The organism is Acidaminococcus sp. AM33-14BH (assembly GCF_003603525.1).
GTDB classification, from domain to species: domain Bacteria; phylum Bacillota; class Negativicutes; order Acidaminococcales; family Acidaminococcaceae; genus Acidaminococcus; species Acidaminococcus intestini.
The window spans coordinates 259,995-260,245 of record NZ_QTNG01000002.1 but is presented as its reverse complement, the minus strand read 5'-3'; the positions used below and the strand labels follow the sequence as shown (position 1 = coordinate 260,245).

1 protein-coding gene is annotated in these 251 nt (G+C 44.2%); it reads right to left on the bottom strand.

All coding sequences use genetic code 11. From position 1 onward, the window contains the following. A partial coding sequence (locus DW817_RS10785) for a transposase (protein ID WP_243634051.1) occupies nucleotides 1-251 on the bottom strand: 251 nt, incomplete at both ends.

Here is a 251-nt window from a genome sequence, read left to right as displayed (position 1 = left end):
TGGATTGACACCTCACTTGCTTTAGGCAGTGGGGTGTTTTTCTTATGTCTGATCTTAAGAGCTTGGACTAAGCCAATCATGTGAAAACGATCTTCCACGATGCGCGCCTTGGGGAAGATTGTTTTTATGACTGAACGGAACTGCATAGACATATCCATTGTGACAAATTCTACTTTTCGTCGTTCACTCATTGGGAATTGATAGAAATACTGGAGCAGAGCCGGTGTGGTTCGTGCCGGAAGAATGTCCAT